Source organism: Pseudomonas sp. MLB6B, from assembly GCF_054508135.1.
Window position 1 is genome coordinate 2875384 of record NZ_CP199313.1, and the last position, 21472, is coordinate 2896855.

22 protein-coding genes are annotated in these 21472 nt (G+C 65.2%); 13 read left to right on the top strand and 9 right to left on the bottom strand.

Annotated elements, in window-relative coordinates; translation table 11 throughout:
* The first annotated feature begins 2 nt into the window (after positions 1-2).
* From ACSMEV_RS12875 to ACSMEV_RS12895, 5 genes are read left to right on the top strand one after another with little or no spacing between them, the layout of a single operon-like run.
* Entirely contained in the window at positions 3-365 is a 363-nt protein-coding gene (locus ACSMEV_RS12875; protein ID WP_459205482.1) for an STAS domain-containing protein, read from the top strand.
* A complete protein-coding gene (locus tag ACSMEV_RS12880; RefSeq protein ID WP_459205483.1) occupies positions 362-766 on the top strand; it encodes an anti-sigma regulatory factor in 405 nt (134 codons plus the stop codon). Before ACSMEV_RS12875 ends, ACSMEV_RS12880 begins: the two co-directional genes overlap by 4 nt.
* Positions 757-1776 (top strand): ATP-binding protein, encoded by a 1020-nt coding sequence (locus tag ACSMEV_RS12885; RefSeq protein ID WP_459205484.1) that lies wholly within the window; start codon positions 757-759, stop codon positions 1774-1776. The genes ACSMEV_RS12880 and ACSMEV_RS12885 overlap by 10 nt, the downstream gene beginning before the upstream one ends.
* Positions 1769-2644 (top strand): sensor histidine kinase, encoded by an 876-nt coding sequence (locus ACSMEV_RS12890; RefSeq protein WP_459205485.1) that lies wholly within the window; start codon positions 1769-1771, stop codon positions 2642-2644. Before ACSMEV_RS12885 ends, ACSMEV_RS12890 begins: the two co-directional genes overlap by 8 nt.
* A complete protein-coding gene (locus ACSMEV_RS12895; RefSeq protein WP_459205486.1) occupies positions 2634-4571 on the top strand; it encodes a response regulator in 1938 nt (645 codons plus the stop codon). The genes ACSMEV_RS12890 and ACSMEV_RS12895 overlap by 11 nt, the downstream gene beginning before the upstream one ends.
* Before the next feature lie 88 nt (positions 4572-4659).
* Here the strand turns inward: ACSMEV_RS12895 and ACSMEV_RS12900 are convergent, their stop codons facing one another.
* The 4 genes from ACSMEV_RS12900 to ACSMEV_RS12915 form a co-directional block, all read right to left on the bottom strand.
* Positions 4660-6054, bottom strand: a complete 1395-nt coding sequence (locus ACSMEV_RS12900) for a sensor histidine kinase (protein WP_459205487.1) — start codon at positions 6052-6054, stop codon at positions 4660-4662.
* Positions 6032-6712 (bottom strand): response regulator transcription factor, encoded by a 681-nt coding sequence (locus ACSMEV_RS12905; RefSeq protein WP_459205488.1) that lies wholly within the window; start codon positions 6710-6712, stop codon positions 6032-6034. The genes ACSMEV_RS12900 and ACSMEV_RS12905 overlap by 23 nt, the downstream gene beginning before the upstream one ends.
* A gap of 161 nt (positions 6713-6873) precedes the next feature.
* A complete protein-coding gene (locus tag ACSMEV_RS12910) occupies positions 6874-7893 on the bottom strand; it encodes a branched-chain amino acid aminotransferase (RefSeq protein WP_459205489.1) in 1020 nt (339 codons plus the stop codon).
* Between the two features lie 111 nt (positions 7894-8004).
* The gene (locus tag ACSMEV_RS12915) at positions 8005-8616 is read right to left on the bottom strand and encodes a nucleotidyltransferase family protein (RefSeq protein WP_459205490.1); all 612 of its coding nucleotides are present in this window, start codon (positions 8614-8616) and stop codon (positions 8005-8007) included.
* 89 nt (positions 8617-8705) lie between these two features.
* Between ACSMEV_RS12915 and ACSMEV_RS12920 the strand changes: the two genes are divergently transcribed.
* From ACSMEV_RS12920 to ACSMEV_RS12935, 4 genes are all read left to right on the top strand, one after another.
* A complete protein-coding gene (locus ACSMEV_RS12920; protein ID WP_459205491.1) occupies positions 8706-9224 on the top strand; it encodes a (2Fe-2S)-binding protein in 519 nt (172 codons plus the stop codon).
* Entirely contained in the window at positions 9221-10213 is a 993-nt protein-coding gene (locus ACSMEV_RS12925; protein WP_459205492.1) for an FAD binding domain-containing protein, read from the top strand. Before ACSMEV_RS12920 ends, ACSMEV_RS12925 begins: the two co-directional genes overlap by 4 nt.
* Positions 10210-12417 carry a xanthine dehydrogenase family protein molybdopterin-binding subunit gene (locus ACSMEV_RS12930; protein ID WP_459205493.1) on the top strand — a complete coding sequence of 736 codons (2208 nt, stop codon included), beginning with the start codon at positions 10210-10212 and terminating at the stop codon, positions 12415-12417. The genes ACSMEV_RS12925 and ACSMEV_RS12930 overlap by 4 nt, the downstream gene beginning before the upstream one ends.
* 477 nt (positions 12418-12894) lie before the next feature.
* Positions 12895-13398 carry a methylated-DNA--[protein]-cysteine S-methyltransferase gene (locus tag ACSMEV_RS12935; protein ID WP_459205494.1) on the top strand — a complete coding sequence of 168 codons (504 nt, stop codon included), beginning with the start codon at positions 12895-12897 and terminating at the stop codon, positions 13396-13398.
* 476 nt (positions 13399-13874) lie between these two features.
* Here ACSMEV_RS12935 and ACSMEV_RS12940 read toward each other — a convergent pair whose 3' ends face one another.
* A complete protein-coding gene (locus ACSMEV_RS12940; RefSeq protein ID WP_459205495.1) occupies positions 13875-14492 on the bottom strand; it encodes a LysE family translocator in 618 nt (205 codons plus the stop codon).
* 277 nt (positions 14493-14769) lie between these two features.
* A complete protein-coding gene (locus ACSMEV_RS12945; RefSeq protein WP_459205496.1) occupies positions 14770-15582 on the bottom strand; it encodes an AraC family transcriptional regulator in 813 nt (270 codons plus the stop codon).
* Positions 15583-15931: 349 nt separating this feature from the next.
* On the opposite strand from ACSMEV_RS12945, the gene ACSMEV_RS12950 reads away from it, so the two are divergent.
* On the top strand, positions 15932-16555 hold the full coding sequence (locus ACSMEV_RS12950) for a LysE family translocator (protein ID WP_459205497.1): 624 nt from the start codon (positions 15932-15934) through the stop codon (positions 16553-16555).
* Between the two features lie 46 nt (positions 16556-16601).
* Here the strand turns inward: ACSMEV_RS12950 and ACSMEV_RS12955 are convergent, their stop codons facing one another.
* Complete coding sequence (locus ACSMEV_RS12955; RefSeq protein WP_296267792.1) at positions 16602-16877, bottom strand: peptidylprolyl isomerase; 276 nt, start codon at positions 16875-16877, stop codon at positions 16602-16604.
* Between the two features lie 196 nt (positions 16878-17073).
* On the opposite strand from ACSMEV_RS12955, the gene ACSMEV_RS12960 reads away from it, so the two are divergent.
* The gene (locus ACSMEV_RS12960) at positions 17074-17874 is read left to right on the top strand and encodes a substrate-binding periplasmic protein (protein WP_459205498.1); all 801 of its coding nucleotides are present in this window, start codon (positions 17074-17076) and stop codon (positions 17872-17874) included.
* 3 nt (positions 17875-17877) lie between these two features.
* On the opposite strand, the gene ACSMEV_RS12965 is transcribed toward ACSMEV_RS12960, so the two are convergent.
* On the bottom strand, positions 17878-18777 hold the full coding sequence (locus ACSMEV_RS12965) for an AraC family transcriptional regulator (protein ID WP_459205499.1): 900 nt from the start codon (positions 18775-18777) through the stop codon (positions 17878-17880).
* Positions 18778-18986: 209 nt separating this feature from the next.
* Here ACSMEV_RS12965 and ACSMEV_RS12970 point away from each other — a divergent pair, with 209 nt between their 5' ends.
* Entirely contained in the window at positions 18987-20039 is a 1053-nt protein-coding gene (locus tag ACSMEV_RS12970) for an NAD(P)-dependent alcohol dehydrogenase (protein WP_459205500.1), read from the top strand.
* Positions 20040-20104: 65 nt separating this feature from the next.
* Here ACSMEV_RS12970 and ACSMEV_RS12975 read toward each other — a convergent pair whose 3' ends face one another.
* Complete coding sequence (locus ACSMEV_RS12975) at positions 20105-20422, bottom strand: DUF2388 domain-containing protein (RefSeq protein WP_459205501.1); 318 nt, start codon at positions 20420-20422, stop codon at positions 20105-20107.
* Positions 20423-20564: 142 nt separating this feature from the next.
* Between ACSMEV_RS12975 and ACSMEV_RS12980 the strand changes: the two genes are divergently transcribed.
* A complete protein-coding gene (locus tag ACSMEV_RS12980; protein WP_459205502.1) occupies positions 20565-21446 on the top strand; it encodes a LysR substrate-binding domain-containing protein in 882 nt (293 codons plus the stop codon).
* Positions 21447-21472: the final 26 nt, after the last annotated feature.

The following is a 21472-nucleotide window of genomic DNA, read 5'->3' on the forward strand; positions in this document are numbered from 1 at the left end:
GCATGGAGCGTATTCCGATCCTGCAGATGGGCGAATTTCTGTTGGTCACCATTCAGGTGGACATGCATGACCGACTCGCACTGAACCTGCAGGAAGACCTCACCGAGCGCATCAGTTGCACATCGGCACGCGGCGTGCTGATCGACATCTCGGCACTGGACATGGTCGACTCCTTCATTGGCCGCATGATCGCCAGCATTTCCGGCCTGTCGCGGATCATGGACGCGCAGACCATGCTGGTCGGCATGCAGCCGGCCGTGGCCATCACCTTGGTCGAGTTGGGCCTGACCCTACCGGGTGTGAGCACTGCGCTCAACGTCGAGCGCGGCATGCAGATCCTGCGGCAACGGGTGGCGCAGCGATGAACGTCCTGCAAAGCGGTAGCCTGTCGGTACGCATCGAACAGGACGTGGTGCTGGCGCGACAGTTCGTGCGCAAGCTGGCCGCCGACCATGGCATGCGGCTGGTCGACCTGACGAAGCTGGTCACGGCCGTCAGCGAGCTGGCGCGCAACACCGTGGTCTATGGCGGCGGCGGCGACATGGACTGGTCGGTGCTCGACCGCATGGGCCGCGTGGGGTTGAGCATGCTGTTCCGCGACGAAGGTCCCGGCATCGCCGACACACGCCTGGCCCTCACCGACGGCTGGACCTCCGGCAGCGGCATGGGCCTGGGGCTGACCGGCGCACGCCGCCTGGTCGACGAGTTCGAGCTGGACACCGCTCCTGGGGAAGGCACACGGATCACGATCACACGATGGATATGACGCTTACCGCCAGCCTCACCACGGTACTGGCCATCGACGATCCCAGCCAGGTCGGCCATGCCCGGCGCACGGCGCAGAAACTGGCGCAGACGCTGGGTTTCGATGAAAACGACACGGGCCGTGTGGCCCTGGTGGCCACGGAACTGGCGAGCAACCTGCTCAAGCATGCGGGGCAGGGCGTGCTGCACCTGCGCCGCTTGGTGAGCGCGCAGGGCAGGGCGGGCGTGGAGCTGCTCAGCATCGACCATGGCCAAGGGTTCGATCCCGTGCACTGCATGACCGACGGCTTCTCCTCGAGCGGCACCCAAGGTATCGGGCTGGGCAGCGTAGTGCGCGGTGCCCAGGTGTTCGACGTGCACACCGACAGCCATGGCTCGGTGGTGCTTGCGCGTTTGTATGCGGGAGACGGTGTCGACGATGACTTGCGCATTGGCGTCAGCCAGCATTCCTTGCACGACGATCCGGCCTGTGGCGACACCTGGCAAGTGGCTCTGCGCGAAGGCGATTTGAGCGCGCTGGTGATCGACGGCCTCGGCCATGGCGAGGAAGCCGAGCGCGCCGCCAAGGCCGGCGCGCAGGCGTTCGGCCAAGTGCCGTTCGAAGCGCCGCTGCACGTCCTGGAACGGATGCACGTGGCCATGTACGGCAGCCGCGGTGGCGCAGTGGGCATGGCCCAGTACGACGCCGGCGCACGCACGTTGCGTTATCTGGGCGTCGGCAACATCGGCGCTACCTTGGTCAAAGGCGACGGCAGCCGTGGCCTGGCGTCGCTGTCCGGCATCGTCGGTGGGCAGTACCGCAAGGCGCAGGTGTTCGAACAGTCCGCTATCGACGGTCACCTGCTGATCCTCTTCAGCGACGGCTTGCAGTCGCGCTGGAGCCTGAACAACTACCCTGGCCTGGTCTATCGTCATCCGGCAGTGATCGCTGCCGTGCTGCACCGCGACTTCTGCCGCGGCCGCGACGACGTAACGGTGCTGGTCATCGATCTGGAACTGAGCCATGCCTGATTCGACCTCCCTTGACGCTGCCCAGCAGGCAGCGCTGATTACCCGTTTGCAGGCCGAGACCCTGGCCTTGCGCGCCGAGCTGGACGAGACCAACCAGGGCGTGCTTGCGCTGTATGCCGAGCTTGACAACCAAGCTGAGCAACTGCGCCAGGCCTCGGAGCTCAAGAGCCGCTTTCTGGCCTACATGAGCCACGAGTTCCGCACGCCTTTGGGGTCGATTCTCAGCATCACGGGGCTGCTGGCCGACGAACTGGACGGCCCGCTGTCGAGCGAACAGCACAAGCAGGTGGCCTTCGTCAGCGCCGCCACCCGCGAGCTGTCGGACATGGTCGACGACCTGCTGGACCTGGCCAAGATCGAGGCCGGGCGCATCACCATCTCGCCGGGCTGGTTCGACATGTTCGATCTGTTCTCGGCCTTGCGCGGCATGTTCCGCCCCATCGTCGACAGCAGCTCCGTGGACCTGATCTTCGAAGAGTCCCAGGGTTTGCCACGGCTCTACACCGACGACAAGAAACTCACGCAGATCCTGCGCAACTTCATCTCCAACGCCTTGAAGTTCACCACCCGTGGCGAAGTGCGGGTGTCGGCGCAGCTGCTGGGCGACGACCGCGTGCGCTTCGCCGTCAGCGATACGGGTATCGGCATCGCGCCGGAACTGCTCGGTGCCTTGTTCGAAGACTTCAGCCAGGTCGACTCGCCGCTGCAAAAGCGCCTGCGCGGTACCGGCTTGGGCCTGTCGCTGTGCAAGCGCTTCGCCGAGCTGCTGGGCGGTGAGGTCGGTGTGCTCAGCGAGCCGAGCCAGGGCTCGACGTTCTACGTGGTGATTCCCCTGGCGCTGACCCGGGAGCGTGCCGATGCGCAATGACGAACGCCTGCTGATCGTCGATGACAACCTGGTGACCCGCTACGCTCTGCGGCGGCGCCTGGCCATGCACGGCTTCGAAGTGCTCGAGGCCGGCACCGGCGGCGAAGGCCTGGCCCTGCTGGGCGAGACGACGGTCGATGCGTTGATCCTCGACGTCAACCTGCCGGACATGAGCGGCTTCGACGTGGTGCGGCGGCTTCGCCAGGACAGCCGCACCGCGCTGTTGCCGATCATCCATGTGTCGGCGGCGGCGATCCAGACCGGTGACATCATCACCGGCCTGGACAACGGCGCCGACGCTTACCTGATCCACCCGGTCGATCCGGACGTGCTGCTGGCGACCCTGCGCACCTTGCTGCGGGTGCGCGACACCGAACGTGCCCTGCGCGAAAGCGAGGCACGCTTCCGCGAAATCTTCAACAACGTTTCGGCGCCGATCGCCGTGCTCGATGCCGAGCTCAAGGTGCACGAATGCAACCATGCCTTCGCCACCCTGATGCAGGACAACCGTACCCCTGGCTACCTGTGCGAGTGCTTCGCCGAAGGCCAGGACGCGGTGCTGCAAGCACTGCGTCTGCACTTGGCAGAGGGTACGCGCTGGCGTGGCATGCTGGGCATGAACCAGCACGGCCAGTTGCGCGAAACCGAATGGCAGTTGTCGCCGTACCGCTCGCCCGGCTTGTGCCTGGTGTTCGTCGAAGACGTCACCGAGCACCGCCATCGCGAGCGTTCGCACCTGGCGCGCCTGGACGATGCCAACAGCCAGCTCGCCATAGAAGTGGCCGAACGCGCGCGTACCGAGGCGCAGCTGCTGCAGATGCAGAAGATGGACGGCCTGGGCCGCCTGACCGGGGGCATCGCCCACGATTTCAACAACCTGCTGACCGGCATCATCACCAGCCTGGAGCTGATGCGTAAGCGCATCGGCGAGGGCCGTCTGGAGCGCATCCCGACCTATGCCGACGCCGCGTTGAGCTCGGCCATGAGCGCCGCCTCGCTGACCCATCGCCTGCTTGCGTTCGCGCGTCAGCAGCCGCTGGACACGCGCCCGGTGGATGTGAACCGCAACGTGCTGTCGCTGCAAGACTTGCTCACCCGCACCATCGGCGAGCGCATCCGTCTGGTGCTGTCGCTGTCGAACCGCCCGGCCATCGCGTCGGTGGACCCGGTGCAGCTGGAAAGCGCCGTGCTCAACCTGATCATCAATGCCCGGGACGCCTTGCCCAAAGGCGGCACCATCGAAGTCACCACCTCGCCGGTATGGTCCAGTGGTGATCCCAACCTCAAGGATGGGCCGTACGTCTCGCTGACGGTACGCGACGACGGCGCCGGCATCGAGCCAGCCGTGCTGGACAAGGTTTTCGACCCGTTCTTCACCACCAAGCCTCTGGGGCAGGGCACGGGGCTGGGCCTGTCGACCATCTATGGTTTCGCCCGCCAGTCCGGCGGCAACGTGCTGCTGCGCAGTGGCGTGGGGCATGGCACCGAAGTGACGCTGATGCTGCCTGCCAGTGGCGAGGCCGCGGACATCGCCACGCCACCGCCGCGGCTGGAACAGCCGGGCAAGGGCGAGCACGTGTTGGTGGTCGAGGATATGGCGTCAGTGCGTACGTCGGTGGTCGAAGTGTTGCTCGACGCTGGCTACCGCTGCAGCCAGGCCGATTCTGTGGAACAGGCCCTCGACTGCATTCGTCACGACGCCAGCGTCGATCTGCTGCTCAGCGATGTCGGCCTGCCGGCGATGAGCGGGCGTGAACTGGTGGACATGGCGCGCACCTACCGCCCCGGCCTACCGGCGCTGCTCATGACCGGCTATGCCGAGACGGCCTTGGACAAACAGGCGTTTCTGGGGGAAGACATGGACATGCTGACCAAGCCGTTCCATATCGCGGACTTGCTGGAAAAAGTGCGTCAGGCCTTGGGTTGAGGAACGGCTAGGGTGCTGTGGGAGCGGCCGGTTCGGCGCCCCGATCCTCTGCGATGACCGGCATCCCAGCTTGGATCTCTGCAGGGCTTCAAGCCGAGCGCGCGCCCTGAGCAGGACACTTCAACACCAACTTGGCACCGCCCAGATCGCTTTCCCCTATCTCCAGCTCATAACCATGCAGGTCGACGATGGCCGCCACGATCGACAGCCCCAACCCAAACCCCGCATGGCGATGGCCTTCCTCGCTGCGGTAGAAGCGCTTGAGCACGGCCTGGCGCTCATCGATGGGGATGCCTGGCCCGCTGTCCTCCACCGCCACCCGCAGCGCCTTGTCGTCGACGCTGGCGACGATGCGTACCTGGCCGCCTTCGGGGGTGAACTTGATGGCATTGCCCACCAGATTGGCCAGCGCTTCGAACAGCAGCTCGCGGTCGCCATTGAGAGGGGGCAGCTGCGGTGGCTGCTGCAGGCTCAAGCGAATGGTGCCGTCTTCGGCCAGGGGTAGGTAAAAATCGTGCAATTCCAGCAACAAGCCATGGGGGTCGAGTTCGAGAAAGCCAGCACGGCGATGGCGGTCTTCCAGTTCGCTGATGCGCAGCAGCCCGCGGAAGCGCGCCATCAGCGTATCGGTTTCGCCGATGGCTTGGTCCAGGGCCTCGGCCAGCGGATCGTGCTCGGCGCTTTGCTGGCGGATGCGGTACAGCTGGGCGCGCAGCCGGGTCAGTGGCGTGCGCAGGTCGTGGGCGATGTTGTCGCACACGCCCTTGACCTCATGCATCAGCCGCTCGATGCGGTCGAGCATGGCGTTGACGATGGCCGCCAGCATGTCCAGTTCGTCGCGCCGCGACGACAGCGGCAAACGATGGGTCAGATCGCCCGCCACGATCAGCTCGGCGCTGGCCTGCACCGCACGGATACGCTTGAGCGGGCGCCGGCGCAACCAATACCAGCCGGCGAAACCTGGAATCAGGGTCAGGGAAATACCCCAGAGCAAAGCATCGAGAATGATCCGCGTGACCACGAACAACGAGCCGTTGTCGCGCAGCAGCACCAGCCAGCGGCCATCCTTGATCTGGATGGCGACGGCATCGCAGCTGTCCTGCGGCAAATGCGGATTGCCCACGTCCAGGCACTGCTTGAGCTCGTGAATGGTGCCGTCGAGCGCCAAACCTGGCGGGAACGCGCGAACACGCCCACCCAGGGGGTTGAGCTTGGCGTCGAACAGCCCGTAGGCATCGAAGGCACGCTGCTCGAAGGCTTCACTCGCGACCAGGGCATCGTCGAGCTGCTTGCCGCTCATGTGCGCGAACAGGTGCTGGCGTTGCAGCATGGAATGGCGGGTGAGCTTGTTCAGATAGCTCGACACCTCGAAGTACAGCACCCCCATGAGGATGCTGCTCCAGGCGACGAACAGAAAGCTGTACAGCGCCAGCAGACGGCTGGTGGACGAACTCCAGCCCTTAGACGGGTTCGGCAATGGCATAGCCCGAGCCCCGTACCGTCCGGATCAGTGGCGCTTGGCCGGGCGAGTCGATCTTCTTGCGCAGGCGGCCAATGTGCACGTCGATCAGGTTGGTGCCTGGGTCGAAGTGATAGCCCCACACTTCCTCGAAGATCATCATCCGCGTGATCACCTGGCCGGCGTGGCGCATCAGGTATTCGAGCAGCTTGTACTCGGTGGGCAGCAGGTTGAGGGTGTGCTCGCCGCGCCGGGCCTCGTGGCTGATCAGGTCGAGCTCCAGGTCGCAGACCTGCAGGCGGGTCTGGGTCACCGGCACGCTGTTGCGGCGCAGCAGCACTTCCACGCGCGCGGCCATTTCGTCGGAGGCGAATGGCTTGGTCAGATAGTCGTCGCCTCCGGCGCGCAAGCCACGGACACGTTCGTCGACGTCCGACAGCGCGCTGATCATCAGGATCGGCGTGGCGATCTTGAGGTTGCGCAGGGTGGTGACGATGGTCAGGCCGTCGACCTCGGGCAGCATGCGATCGAGGGTGATCAGGTCGTAGCCGCCGCCGATGGCCTTGGACAACCCCTCGCGACCATTGTCCGCCCAGTCCACCTCGAGGCCATGGCTGGTCAGCTCGGCGACGATTTCCTGGGCGGTGACGGCGTCATCTTCGATGGTCAGTACGCGGGGCATGCTTATACCTGGGCAGCGGGTTGAGTCCGGATTGTGCCAAAGAATAGCCGTTGGCCGATTTAAGAAAAATTCATCTGCCGCAAATGCGCGCGGGGTGCGCCCGCCGACGCCTACGTCGGGTAGGTCGCCGCGGGCGCACCCCGCGTTGCAAGCCGGAAAAGTCAGTCGACCTTGACGATCCAGCCGGCCGGCGCTTCGACGTCACCGCTCTGGATGCCGGTCAGTTCGGCATAGAGCTTCTGGGTGACCGGGCCGACTTTTTCCAGGTCGTGGAAGACGTGCAGCTTGCCGTTGTATTCGATGCCGCCAATGGGCGTGATCACCGCAGCGGTACCGCAGGCGCCGGCTTCGATGAAGCGGTCCAGCGCGTTGATCTCGACATCGCCCTCGACCACTTTCAAGCCCAGACGCGAGGCGGCCAGTTCCATCAGCGAGAGGCGGGTGATGCCCGGAAGCACCGAGGCCGACTTGGGCGTGACGAATTCGTCGTTGGCGGTGATGCCGAAGAAGTTCGCCGAGCCGACTTCCTCGATCTTGGTGTGGGTCAGCGGGTCGAGGTAGATGGCGTCGGCGAAGTTGGCCTTCTTCGCTTCGGCGCCCGGCTGCAGGCTGGCGGCGTAGTTGCCGCCGACCTTGGCCGCGCCGGTGCCTTGCGGGGCGGCGCGGTCGAAGCTGGAGATCTGGAAGTTGTGCGGCTTCATGCCACCTTTGAAGTACGAACCTACCGGAATGGCGAAGACCGAGAAGATGAACTCCGGCGCGGTGCGCACGCCGATGTTGTCACCGGTGCCGATCACGAAGGGGCGCAGGTACAGTGCACCTTTGCCGTGCGGCGGCACGAATTTTTCGTTGGCCTTGACCACTTGCTTGCAGGCGTCGATGAAGACCTCGGCCGGCACCTGCGGCATCAACAGGCGGGCGCAGCTGCGGGCCATGCGCGCGGCGTTCTGGTCGGGGCGGAACAGGTTGATCGAGCCGTCCTTGCAACGGTACGCCTTGAGGCCTTCGAAGCACTGCTGGCCGTAGTGCAGGGCGGTGGAGCCTTCGCTGATGTGCAGGACGTTGTCGTCGGTCAGGGTGCCGTTGTCCCACTCGCCGTCGCGCCACACGGACAGGTAGCGCTTGTCGGTCTTGATGTAGTCAAAGCCCAGCTTGTCCCAGTTAATGCTTTCGTTGCTCATGACACCCTCGATTGTCTTGTCCGTGCTGTTGATGCGCACACGCCACGATAATACAAACCGCGTCGGTTCGGAAACGCTCACCCGGCAAATGCGCGCTGGTCGAGGTGCCGCCTAGCGGCCTGCCAAGTCGCCAGGGGTGTCGATGTCGAGCCAGATACCGGGGTCGGCCACCTCGACGTCGAGACAGGCCTGGGGATGGTCTTGCAACACGGCGCGGCCGCCTTGATCGCCACCGACCTGTTCCAGCTCGGGCCAGAATCGCCGGCCGAACAGGACCGGATGGCCGCGGCGGCCATCGCGGCAGGGCAGGACGATGCAGTCGGCCGTCGCCGCTTCGCGCAAGCGCAGTGGGGTGTCGTCCGCCAGCCAAGGCATGTCGCCCAACAACACCGCAAGCACGCAGGCCTGGCTCTCCCGCATCGCCACGACGCCTGCCGCCAGGCTCGCGCCCATGCCTTGGTCGGCGTTCTGCGCGCGCACTATCCGCACGTTTTCGGGCAACCCCAGTGCCTGCGCGTCGTCGTGCCCGGCGATGACCACCCAGACCTCGTCGAATTGCACCTGTGCGCGGCGCACGATGGTCGCCAGCACGGTCTGCCCGTCGGCCAGCCGCGCCAGGCGCTTGTCGCTGCCGAAACGGCGCCCGCGGCCCGCCGCCAGCACCAAGGCGGCGCAGGGCGCAGCGCCTTCCGGGCGGACGGTACTCAGTTGCTTTGAACGCATGCCAGTGGCTCCCGGTCGGACTTTGATAAGCAGAATAAGCAGCCTGCGGCTGCACATAACGACAGCATACCGACCGTGAGGCTTGAGAGATGAGCGATTCCGACTGTATTACGGCCAGCCAGCCGCTTGAGCTGACCATCAACGGCAAGCGCCAGACCCTGCAGGTGCAGCCCTGGCTGACCCTGCTCGACCTGCTGCGCGAGCGCCTGGACCTGACCGGCAGCAAGAAAGGCTGCGACCACGGCCAGTGCGGCGCCTGCACCGTGCTGCGCAACGGCCAGCGGGTCAACGCCTGCCTGACCCTGGCGATCATGTGCCAGGGCGACAGCATCACCACCATCGAAGGCCTGGCCGAAGACGGCCGCCTGCACCCCTTGCAGGAAGCCTTCATCCGCCACGACGCCTTCCAGTGCGGCTACTGCACGCCAGGGCAGATCTGCTCGGCCGTGGCCCTGGCCAGCGAAGGCAAGGCCCTGAGTCGCGCCGAGATCCAGGAAGGCATGAGCGGCAACCTGTGCCGCTGCGGTGCCTACGGCAACATCGTCGCAGCCGTGGAAGAAGCGCTGCCGCAGATGATCGCCAGCGACCAGGGAGGGGCACGGCCATGATCCCGTTCGCCTACAGCAAGCCCAGCGACATCGCCAGCGCTGTGCGCCTGGCCGGCCCCAATGCGCGCTTCATCGCCGGCGGCACCAACCTGCTCGACCTGATGAAGGAGAACGTCGCCCAGCCCGAACAACTGATCGACATCACCGGTCTGCCATTGCGCGAGGTCAGCGCCAGCGCCACCGGCGGCCTGCTCATCGGTGCCCTGGTGGGCAATGCCGAGCTGGCCCGGCACCCCCGTGTGCAAGCCGACTACCCGCTGCTCGCCGAGGCCATCCTCGCCGGCGCTTCGCCGCAGCTGCGCAACATGGCCAGCACCGGTGGCAACCTGCTGCAACGCACCCGCTGCCCGTATTTCTACGATACCGGCACGCCGTGCAACAAACGCGAGCCCGGCAGCGGCTGTCCGGCACGCACCGGGCTCAACCGCAACCACGCGATCCTGGGCGCCAGCGATCAGTGCGTCGCCACCCATCCCTCGGACATGTGCGTGGCACTGGCAGCGCTGGAAGCCACCGTGCATGTACAGGGCAAGCAGGGCACCCGGCAGATTCCATTCGCCGAGTTCCATCGCCTGCCGGGCGACCAGCCCCAGCACGACAACTGCCTGGCCGAGGACGAGCTGATCACCGCCGTCGAGCTGCCGGCCCCGCGCTTCGCCGAGCACGCGCGCTACCTGAAGATCCGTGACCGTGCGTCCTACGCCTTCGCCCTGGTATCGGTGGCTGCGGCGCTGACTCTGGACGGCGACCGCATCGGTGAGTTGCGCCTGGCCCTGGGCGGCGTGGCGCACAAACCCTGGCGCGACGCCGAACTTGAGGCGCGCTTCAAGGGCCAGCCGGCCACCGCCGCGACCTACGGTGAAATTGCCAAAGCCATGCTGCAAGGCGCGCAACCTCTGGAGCACAACGCCTTCAAGGTCACGCTCGCGCACAACGCCATCATCCGTGCCCTGGGCCAGGCCCAGCAGCGCCAAGGAGCCACCTCATGAATGCGCATGTAAAGCCCGTCAGTGGGCAGCCGCTGGACCGCACCGACGGTCCGGCCAAGGTTACGGGCGAGGCTCGCTACGCCGGTGAGTACCCGGACGAAGGCTTGCTGTACGGCAGCGTGGTCTGCGGCAACGTCGCCAAGGGGCGCATCCGTTCCATCGATTGCAGCGCAGCCTTGGCGCTGGAAGGCGTGGTCGAGGTCATCCACCACCAGAACCGCCCACCCATGGCGGGCGACGACGAGCCGTACCAGGATGACGATGCCGCCGATGGCCATCCGTTCCGGCCGTTGTTCAACGAGCGCGTGCTGTACAGCGGTCAACCCTTGGCACTGGTGATCGCCGAAAACCTGGAGCTGGCGCGCTACGCCGGCAGCCTGGTGCGCTTCGAGTTCGACACCGAAACCTACGAGACCGACCTGCGCGCCGCGCTCGATGAGGCTTACGACGCCCCGGCCGAACTGCCCAAGCCCCGTGGCGACTTCGCCAAGGCGTATGCGGCCGCACCCTTTACGATCGACGCCGAATACAGCACGCCCAACGAACACCACAACCCCATGGAGCCGCATGCCTCCACGGCGATCTACCAGGACGACGGCAGCCTGCTGATCCATGACAAGACCCAAGGCACGCAGAACAGCCAGGACTACGTGACCAGTGTGTTCGAGCTGCCCAAGGAAAAGGTACGCATCTGCGCCGCGTTCGTCGGTGGGGCCTTCGGCTCGGGCCTGCGTCCGCAGTACCAGTTGGCCTTGGCGGTCATGGGCGCGCTCAAGCTCAAGCGCTCGGTGCGCGTCACCCTGACCCGGCAGCAGATGTTCACCTTCGGTTACCGTCCGCGCACGTTGCAGAAACTGGAGCTGGGCGCCGACAGTGAAGGGCGCCTGTTGGCCATCCACCACACCGCGACCGGCCAGACCTCGCGCTTCGAAGACTTCAGCGAGCACGTGGTGGAATGGAGCGGCATGCTCTACCGCTGCGACAACGTCGCCATGACCTACAAACTGGCGGCCTTGGACGTGTACACCCCGCTGGACATGCGCGCGCCCGGCGCGGCGCTCGGCCTGATCGGCCTGGAGTGCGCCATGGACGAGCTGGCGGAAAAAGTCGGTATCGACCCCGTGGCCCTGCGCCGCATCAATTTCGCCGACAGCAACGGTAACGAAGGCAAGCCTTATTCGAGCAAGGCCCTGCTGGCCTGTTACGAAGAGGGCGCCCGCCGCTTCGGCTGGGAGCAGCGCAACCCTGCGCCGCGCAGCCAGCAAGAGGGCGACGAGCTGATCGGCTGGGGCATGGCCGGTGGCGTTTGGGAATCGATGCAGATGAAAGCCAGCGCCAAGGCACGCCTCGATGCCGACGGCAAACTGTGGGTCAGCAGCGCCACCACCGACATCGGTACCGGCACCTATACCGTCATGACCCAGATCGCAGCCGACGCCGCCGGTATGGCCATGCAGGATGTGACCTTCCAGCTCGGCGACAGCTCGTTGCCCACAGCGCCTCTGCAAGGCGGCTCATTCACCGTGTCGTCTGTGGGCTCGGCCGTGCGCCAGGCCTGTCAGTTGCTGCGCGGCAAACTGGTGGAACTTGCCAAATCGCGCTTCCCCGAGCTGGCCAAGGCGGCGGCGGAGGACTTCCAGGTGCATGGAGGTCGGCTGCACGTGGGCGAGCAGGCGTTCGATCTCGACGCGCTGCTCCAAGGCGCTGACGACGACGCTCTGGAAGTGCAGATCACCGCCGAACCTGGCTCCAAGCGTCAGGGCTTCGCCTGCGCCACTCACTCGGCGGTGTTCGTCGAGGTGCGTGTCGACGAGGCGCTGGGCACCGTGCGCGTGAGCCGAGTGGTCAGCGCCGTGGCGGCAGGCCGGGTCATCAACCCAAAGACCGCGCGCAGCCAGATTCTTGGTGGCGTGGTGTGGGGCGTGGGCATGGCGCTGCATGAGCAGGCCGAGGTCGACCACAATTTGGGCCGCACCATGAACCACAACCTGGCCGAGTATCACATTCCGGTGAACGCCGACATGGGCGAGGTGGAGGTGATCTTCGTCGACGAGCCGGACGACATCGTCAACGAACTCGGCTCCAAAGGCGTGGGCGAGATCGGTGTGGTGGGGGTGGCGGCCGCTGTCTCCAATGCGCTGTATCACGCGACCGGGCGCCGGATTCGTGATTATCCGCTGACTGTGGACAAGGTGCTGGGTTAAGCGATTGGGGCCTTGCGCTGCACTGGCGAGGGCCGCACTGCGGCCCTCGTTCGAACGCTTGATTGAAACTTCGATGGGCCGCAGCGCGGCCCTCGCTTACACCCTAGAGCGTAACTGCAACAGTCATACTACGGCTTTTGTTCTAACGCTTGATCGAGCTACGCGCCTCGTTTGAACCTTCGTTGGCAACTGCAAATGGACCGTACTGCAGCCTTGGCCCTCAAGGCTTGATCGACACCACGTTGGTTGCATTCGGCCTCTCCTAGGTGCTTGGCAAGTGAACGGAAGCGCCGCGCCGGTTAGCCCTTTTTGCATACGTCTCCAGTTAGGTCGGGGTGGCTCCAGAACGCGCAAGCGCTCGCTGCCCGTTAGTCGCAAACCTCACGCCGACCTGATAGCTTGGTGCACCCTTCGAGAAACGGGCCGCCTGCAGCGGCTGCCTTTGCTCTGGTATGTGTCCAACTGGCGGAGTCTCCCATGTCCTGCATCTACACCCTGATGGCCTCGCCCGTAGGCGTGCTCACGCTAGTGGCGCGCAACGAACACCTCGCTGCCGTGCTCTGGGAGAACGAGCGTGAGAACCGCGTGCGTCTGGGCGCCCTGCAGCGCGACGACGAGCACCCGCTGTTGCAGGAAACGGCCCGCCAGCTGGGTGAATATTTCGCAGGCTCGCGCCAGCGTTTCGACCTGCCGCTGGACTTCACCGGCACCGACTTCCAGCGCGAGGTCTGGTCGGCTTTGCTGACCATCCCGTTCGGCGAAACCCGCAGCTACGGCGAAATCGCCCGCCAGATCGGCAAACCCCAAGCCGTGCGCGCCGTCGGTGCCGCCAACGGTCGAAACCCCATTTCCATCGTCGCGCCGTGCCACCGCGTGATCGGTGCTTCCGGGCGCCTGACCGGCTTCGCCGGCGGCCTGCCGGCCAAGCAGTTGCTGCTCAAGCTCGAAGGCGGCCAAGCTGGGCAGAGCGGGGCGCTCTGATCCAGTCGGAAACTGCGGACGGTACCCGTAATGCCCATGACACAAGCACTGCAGTCGACATTTGCAGGCATGTAGGCGCCAGCTGTCCTGCAGCCATCGTCTACCAGCGGGTCCTCTTCAGGCGATGCGTTGATGCCAGGTCGATGGTGTCATGGCCGTTGGGCCGGCGGCGCCGGCCATCGCGGCTGAAGCCGCTCCCACAGGAGCTCGGTGCCATGTTGCAGCGGCCTCAGCCGCAGGAGTTTGGTGCCATGTGGGAGCGGCTTCAGCCGCAGGAGATCGGTGCCATATGGGAGCGGTCTCAGCCGCAGGAGGTCTGTGCCATGTGGGAGCGGCTTCAGCCGCGATGGGCGGCATCGCCGCCCTAGTCCATGCGCCGCGCAGGACCCAGCAAACACGCTTACAGGCTTAGAGCCGCTTTGCGGCCCACCGCGGCTGATCGGAGCGCCCAACCAACAGCCCCCGCACATTTGCGCTCAAGCCGCAATCACATGTGCCAGTACCCCCAGCGCTAGCGCGATCAGCATCGCCCCTGACACCCGTTGCAAGGTCGGCAAAGCGCGGTCGAAACGTCTGCGTACCGCGTCACGGCCAAACGCCGCCGCCACCAGCAAATCCCACAGCAGCACGATGCTGAACATCCATCCCGCATAGACCAGCTTCCAACCCATACTGCTGGCGCTGACCATGCTCGCCAGGCTGGCATAGAACAACGCATTCTTCGGATTGAGGATGGCGCAGACGAAGCCCGCTCCCAGATTGCGCCACCAGCCGCGCCGCGTGCCTGTCGTCGTGTCGGCTGCCAACAGCGATTGCTTGCCGGCGTGGCGCAGGAACAGGCCACCGATGTACAGCAGATAGGCGCAGCCGACCAGTTGCAGGGCGACGAACAACGCGCTGCCCTCACGCAGCAGCGACAGCCCGGCGAAGGCCATGCCGATGAACACGCCATTGGCCAGGGCGATCCCCAAACAAGCGCCGCTGGCGACGCGCCAGCCGGACGTTGCGGCGTTGCGCACCACCAGGAAGAAATCCGGGCCGGGGGACAGCAGGGCGAGGAAGTGGGCGAGGGCGATGAGCAGGAACTGTTCCATAGGGCGGACTCGTGAACGGGTGAGGCCGCAGGGTGGCGCAGGGCGGGAGGGGTTGTATTGAACAATTGTGCGAGCGGGATGACCCCCGGATGGCGCAGCCCAACCCGAAGCGCAAGCTAGCAGTCCAGCGGCTCGACCGTGCAAGCCCGCGCGTCCAGGCAAAGCGCCAACCCACCACCGTGGGGGACCGCAGGGCTTATCGTACTCGTCGGTAACTGCCACGCTGGGCATCGATCCCGCGCACCGGCTTTTGAGCCCGACGCCCTACCGAAACCGTTCAGCGCCCGGCGCGATATGCCCCCGGTGTGGTCCCGGCATGAGCCTTGAACACCCGCTGAAAGTGGCTCTGGTCGGCAAACCCCAAGCGGTAGGCGACCTCCGCCAGATCGCCGCCTTGGCGCAGCAGCACCCGTGCCCGGTTGATACGCGCGTTCAAGAGCCAGGCATGGGGTGTCATTCCGGTTGCCCGGCGACAGGCGCGGATCAAGGCATAGCGATCCAGCCCAGCCCAGCGCGCCAGATCTTCCAGGTTCAAATGCGCCAATCGCTCGTCGGCCAAGCCCTGCAAGCCCTCTTCCAGGTTCAGCGCGGCGGTATCTTCAGCGGGTGCCATGGGCAGGGGGGCGAAAGCCTGTTCGTCATGCTCGCCAATGAAACCGACTAGAGCGGTTTCCTTCTCCAAGGTACTGGCTTCGGAAAACAGCAGAGTGGTCAATCGACAGAACTGCCGGTACAGGCCGGCATCCCGCGTGACCAGCGCCGCCGTGCCGGCCCCTTGCACGGCAATGCCACGCTCGTGCCGCAGTCGCATCAGCCACTCGGCGTCCAGATGCAGCATCTGGTAACTCCACGCGCCGCCCGGCTCGGGATTGCAGGCATGCACCCGCTGCGCCGGCACCAGCACCAGCGTGCCAGCCGTCAGGCGCTGGCTGCCGGGCCCTGCACCACGAAAATGGCTGACCCCGGCATCCACTGCGCCGATCGAGAAGGTCGGATGGCTGTGCGCTTTGTAGCAGGCGCGGCTATCGCAGGCGCGACGGGCCTCGACGAAGGGCAGGGTGGGGTCGTGCCAGTGTTGGCTGTTGGGCATGGTAGCGCTGGGCGTGTCGAAAGAAGAAAAGTCTACTCGCTGAACACTGCTTGGGTCACTCGCGCGACGCCAAGTCTTGATCGAGACCGCTGTTGTCGAAGGTGATCGCTGGCGTCCACTACGCCGCTGGGAAAAAGAGAACTGCCGGCCACACCCAACATGCCCGACCCTCCGAAGACGGGTTTCGTCCACCAGCCGCCTTGCCCTCTTACCGCTGGACTCCGTGTGCTTGCGCGCGTGCTACCAGTGACACAAGGTCGACGACTGTACCGCCCATCTCTCGCGCAGCTGTCATTGACCCTGCTGGGATGCACCCTCGAGACTGTCTTCTTGCCCGAGGAGAAGAACAATGGATCTGTCCATCCTGCTGCTGTTCCTGCCTGCTTGTTTTGCCCTGAACATGGCCCCTGGCCCGAATAATCTGCTCTCGCTGCACAATGCCAGTCGCTATGGCCTGCACCACGCGTGCCTGGCCGGCACTGGTCGACTGCTCGCGTTCGGTGGGATGATCGCCCTGTCAGCCATGGGTCTGGCCGTGGTGCTACATACCAGCGAGTCCCTGTTCACGCTGGTCAAGCTGGCAGGTGCGGCGTACCTCTTCTATCTGGCTTGGCAGCTCTGGCGAGCTCCTGTCGGGGTAGATCGTCAAGGTACGGAGCTGACCCTCAACAGTTGGCAACTCGCGCGTCAGGAGTTCTTCGTGGCGGCGGGCAACCCAAAGGCCATTCTGATCTTCACGGCCTTTCTCCCGCAGTTCGTCAGCCTCAGCAGCCCTATGCCTGTGGCCGAGCAGTTACTGAAGCTAGGATTGTTGTTTTTGCTACTGGAAGGCGTGGCCATCGTTTTTTATGCAGCGCTCGGAGCCTATCTGCGACGCTGGTTCGAACAACCTCGTCCCCGGCGCTTGTTCAACCGGATCAGCGCTGGCCTGCTGGGATGTGCGGGGCTTGGATTGCTGTTGTCGCGACGGTAGAGACCGTCCTGCAGCGCCGCCATAGAGCGCTTCGCGCGCCCCTGCTTCAATCCCGGTAGAACACCTGCACCAAGTGATACCCGAACTTGCTCTTGATCGGCCCATGCACCACCCGCAGCGGCTTCTTGAAGATCACCTGGTCGATGGCCCCGACCATCTGCCCCGGCCGGATCTCGCCCAGATCGCCTCCGCGCTTGCCCGAAGGGCAGGTCGAGAACTTGCGGGCCAGCACGTCGAAGGCTTCGCCCTTGTCGATGCGCTGCTTGAGCTGTTCGGCCTCGGCGGCGGTCTTGACCAGGATGTGGCGGGCTTGGGCTTTCATGGATATCCTGCGCGGCGTACGGAAAATGGCGGCCATTATGCCCAATGTGGCCTGAGCGTGCCTGGCCGGCTGTCCCGACAGCGAGCGCCAGGCAAATGAGACATCGCTCACAGCCTGATTTCGACGCGACCTATGGGCATAGTCACTCTGTACTAGCATCAAGGCTGTCTGCAGACCTATGCCAAGGAAGTCGTCGATGTTCGAACGCCGCGCGTGCTGGTTGGTGATTTGGCTGATGGGCTTGTCGTGCGCGCAGGCACAGGAGAACTGCACCGAACTCGTCGTGACCGGCAACCCGGAATACCCACCTTATCTGTGGCGCGACCCTGGCGCACCCGGGCACCTGATCGGCGCCAACGCCGACCTCATGCACCATCTGGGCGGCAAGCTGGGGTTGACCGTACAGGTACGCGATGCGGGGCCCTGGCCACGGGCTCAGGAAGAGGTGCGATTAGGCCGTATCGATGGCATCGTCGGTTACTTCCGCACCGACGAGCGCGAGCAGGACGTGGACTTCATCCAGCCAGCCTTTCTCTCCACACCGAGCATGGTCTGGGTGCGCCGTGACGAGGTCTTCGCCTACCGGGAGTGGTCCGACCTCAAAGGCCATACCGGGGGCACCTTGGTCGCCAACAGCTATGGGCAGGCTTTCGACGAGTATGCCCAGGCCAATCTCGACCTGGAGCCCGTCCCCAGCGCCAACCAGGCCTTCGAGAAGCTCCTGCACAAGCGCAACGATTACCTGATCTACGAACGTCATCCCGGCGCGGCGCTGGCCCAACGCTTGGGGATCGATCAGGCGTTGCGTGTGCTGGAGCCGCCGATTTCCAGCGAAGGTCTGTATCTGGCTTTGTCCAAGGCCTCGCCGTGCAACACCCAGGTCTTGCGCGAAAAATTGTCGGCATTGATGCAAGGGCTGGTGGACGGCGGACTGGCCGAACGTTGGGTCACGCACAACCTCGAACGCTGGAACAGCCAGCCACCCGCCCAACCCTGAGGCTCACACCGGCAGGCTCTGATAGGGTTGCTCTTCGCCGGGGCTGCGGGCGAACTGCCGTTTGTACTCGCGGCTGAACTGCGACGTGCTCTGGTAGCCCACCCGATGTGCTGCCTGGGCCACGCCCACCCCTTCGCCCAGCAGCATCTGCTGCGCCTTGAGCAGGCGCAGGCGCTTGAGGTATTGCATCGGCGCCAGCTCCGTGCAGCGTTTGAAGTGTTCGTGGAAGGTCGACACGCTCATGTTGGCGCGCTCGGCCAGGGCTTCGACGCCGAGGGGTTCCGGGTAGTGCTCACGCAAAAAGCTCAACGCGGCGCCGATCCTGGCGAAGTGCCCTTGTTGCTCCACCAGCGCACGCAGCACCCCTGCCTGGGGGCCGCGCAGGGCGGTGTAGAGCACTTCGCGCACCCGGCCTGGGCCGAGTACCTGGGCGTCCAACGGGTCTTGCAGGCAGGTCAGTAGCCGTTCGACGCTGGCGCGCATCGGTGCGTCCAGGGCCGCCGAGGTCATCGACTGCGGCGTCTGCGCCTGCACGCGATCGGTGGGCGGCAGTTGCTGCACCAGTTCGGCCAGCACGTTGCGGTCGATGTCCACCGCCACGCCCAACAGCGGCGCTTCAGGGGTGGCGAAGGTCTCGCACATGAAAGGCACCGACAGCGCTTGCACCAGGTAATGCCCGGCACCGTACTCCAGGGTGCGCGGCCCCAGACGCGCCAGCTTGCTGCCCTGGGCGAGGATCATCAGGCTCGGCTCGTAGATCTGCGGACTGCTGGCCACATAGTGGTCCCAGCTCAGTACCTGCACTTGCGGCAGGTGCGTGGGCACGAAGCCGGGCCGTGTGGTGAGGGCGCCGATCAGTTTGCACAGTCGGGCGTTGGCATCGACATGACGGGTGAGCTGCATGGAAAACCCAGGTAGAGAATCAGACAGGCGGATCATCGCAGATTGAACCTATTGCGCCAGTGCCCGCAGAAAATTTTCGGAGAATCAGGCAAGCCTCCCGGAGAATCTGCAATGGGCTGGCGTGGTCTGAATGGGCACAATGCTTCACCTGAAACGATTTACTTCGTTTGTAACGATTTCCGTCTGCCACTTTGTCCGCGAGGTCCCGCATGTACACCGCCATCGGTTACGCCGCCCAAACCCCCACCAGTCCCCTGGCACCCATGAAGTTCGAGCGTCGCAGCCCACGCCCGGACGATGTCGCCCTGGACATCCTCTACTGCGGCGTGTGCCACTCCGACATCCACCAGGCCCGCAACGAGTGGGGCATCGCCGTCTACCCCCTGATGCCCGGCCACGAAATCATCGGCCGCGTGACCGCCGTCGGTAGCGACGTCACCGCCTACCAGGTCGGCGATCTGGTAGGCGTTGGCTGCATGGTCGACTCGTGCCGCACATGCAAAGCCTGCGAAGCGGACCTGGAGCAGTATTGCCAGGAAGGCCCGACCATGACCTATGCCACCCCCGACCGCGTCGACGGTAGCAACACCATGGGTGGCTACTCCAGCAGCATCGTGGTCAGCGAGCACTTCGTGGTGCGTATCCCCGAAGGCCTGGACCCCGCCGCTGCCGCGCCGATCCTGTGCGCCGGTATCACCACCTACTCGCCGCTCAAGCACCACGGCGTCGGCCCTGGGCACAAGGTCGGCATCCTCGGCATGGGCGGTCTGGGCCACATGGGCATCAAGCTGGCCAAGGCCCTGGGCGCCGAAGTGACCTTGTTCACCCGTTCCCAGGCCAAGGCTGCGGAAGCCTTCCGCCAGGGTGCCGACCATGTGATCGTGTCCACCGACGAGGAGCAGATGCGTGCCGCCGCCGGCCGCTTCGACTTCCTGCTGGATACCATCCCGGTCCAGCACGACCTCAATCCCTATCTGGAAACCCTGACCTTCGACGGTGTACACATTCTGGTCGGCCTGATCGAACCGATCGATCCACCGGTGCATGCCGCCAACCTGGTGCTCAAGCGCCGAGTGATCGCCGGTTCGCTGATCGGCGGCATCGCCGAAACCCAGGAAGTGCTGGACTTCTGCGCCGAGCACAACGTCAGCTGCGACATCGAGATGCTCGACATCCGCAACATCAACGAAGCCTACGAGCGCATGATTGCGGGCGACGTGAAGTACCGCTTCGTGATCGACATGGCTACCTTGAAAGCCTGATCGCACAGGCATGAAAAAGCCCGGGGCCATTACGGTGGCACCGGGCTTTTTGGGTTTTGGTCGACTCAGTTGGCTGCGAGCGGATCGTCCTGCGACAGAATGGCCTGGGCCAGTTCTTCGTCGCCGATCTGCAAGCCAGGGTTGGCCTGACGCACTTGCTGCAGGGCCGATTCGACGTAGGCACCGCGAATGGCGCCACCGCTGGCGACGAAGGCCGACAGGTCGTCGCGGGCCGGCAGGATGCGCTTGTCGTCCTTGAAGGTGGAGTAGAGCGACGCGGATACGCCGGCCGAAGTAGCGACGTCGCGACCATCGATACGGGCAAAGGCTGCGCCGGCAGGCAACAGAAGCATGAGAGCAGGAACGAGAATGAGCTTACGCATGGCGAAACCTCCGGAAGGAATAGGGGTGCCGAGAGTGGGCACGCCTTTTTGAGCGCCGAACGGGAGGTGAGTTCAACCGCCGTTGCCGTCCCAGGGTCGGCGTGTTAGAACCCCACCTGCCATTTGCCAGCCCGATGCCCCCATGCCTGCCATCACCCAAGCCAATAGAGCCCTGTTCGATCTCGATCTGCTGCGCGCTGTCGTGGTGGTCGCCGACTGCGGCAGCTTCACCACCGCGGCCGCGCGCCTGCATTCCACCCAATCGACCATCAGCCAGAAAGTCCGCCGCCTGGAAGACATGGTCGGCCACCGCTTGCTGGTACGTGGCAACCGCGACGTGCTGCCTACAGATGCCGGACAGACGTTGCTCGGTTACGCCCGGCACATGCTCGCGCTCAACGACCAGATGCTCGAAGCCCTGGCCGGCGTGCGGGTCGGTGTGACCGTGCGCCTGGGTGTGCCGGAAGATTTCGTCGGCGGGGCCACCACCACCGCCCTGGCGGCGTTCGCTCGGCAGCATGCGCAGGTCAAGCTCGAAGTCACCAGCGGCCTGTGCCGCGACCTCAGCCAGGCCTACGACAATGGCGAACTCGACCTGGTTCTGCTCAAGCAGCGGCGCAATGCCCGCGACAGCGTGGCGCGCTGGCCCGAGCGCCTGCAATGGGTCGACAGTGCCCACACACCGGCCTTCGGCCTCGACCCTGTGCCCTTGGTGACCTTTCCGCCGCGCGGGTTGTACCGCGACGACATGATCAACGCCCTGGAAGCCACGGGCCGTGCGTGGCGCATCAGCTTCACCAGCTCCAGCCTCAGCGGCCTGCAGGCGGCGGTGGCAGATGGCATGGGCATCAGCCTGCTGCCACCACGCGCCGCGACGGCCATGCACCGCGTGCTGGGCGTCGGGGAAGGGCTGCCCGAGGTGGACAGCTATGAGATCGTCCTGGTCCATCGCCCCACCGCCGACGTCATGGTCAAGGCCTTGGCCGAGGTGCTCGGCGATCTGCTGCAAGGCGCCGCCGGCTGATCCCGACCGCACCCCTCGGCCTGCGC